This is a genomic window from Salinimicrobium oceani, assembly GCF_012037645.1.
This window is the reverse complement of record NZ_JAAVJR010000156.1, coordinates 1-686: the sequence shown is the minus strand read 5'-3', so window position 1 is coordinate 686 and position 686 is coordinate 1. Positions and strand designations below refer to the sequence as shown.

The following is a 686-nucleotide window of genomic DNA, read 5'->3' as shown; positions in this document are numbered from 1 at the left end:
AAAAAAGCTGCCGAAGCTTATGAAGTGCTCAGTAACGAAGATAAGCGGGCACGCTATGACCGTTTTGGTCATCAGGCATTTGAGAATGGCGGCTTTGGCGGCGGTGGCGGCATGAACATGGATGACATCTTTAGCCAGTTTGGAGATATTTTTGGCGGTGCCTTTGGCGGCGGTGGAGGATTTTCCGGCTTTGGTGGCTTTGGGGGCGGCGGCCAGCGCAGAGTTAAGGGAAGTAACCTCAGAATTCGCGTGGCACTTACTCTTGAAGAGATCGCCAATGGCGTAGAGAAAAAGATAAAGGTAAAACGTAAGGTCCAGGCTGCAGGAACAACTTATAAAACCTGTTCTACCTGTAATGGGACAGGACAGATAACCCGCATCACCAATACCATTTTAGGCAGGATGCAAACCGCATCTCCATGTACCACCTGTGGCGGTAGCGGCCAAATGATCGATCAGAAACCTGCCGATGCAGATGCACAAGGCCTCGTAATGAGTGAAGAAACTGTTTCTATTAAGATTCCGGCCGGGGTTGTTGAAGGCATGCAACTAAAGGTTTCAGGTAAAGGTAACGATGCACCGGGAAATGGAGTGCCGGGAGATCTTTTGGTTGCCATTGAGGAAAAGGAGCATCCTTTCCTGCAAAGAGAAGGAGACAATTTGCACTATGACCTGTATATAAGCCT

General features: G+C 49.1%; 1 protein-coding gene. It reads left to right on the top strand.

The genetic code is table 11. The features are described 5' to 3' along the window. On the top strand, window positions 1-686 hold a 686-nt coding region (locus HC175_RS15990), incomplete at both ends, for a DnaJ C-terminal domain-containing protein (protein ID WP_317172337.1).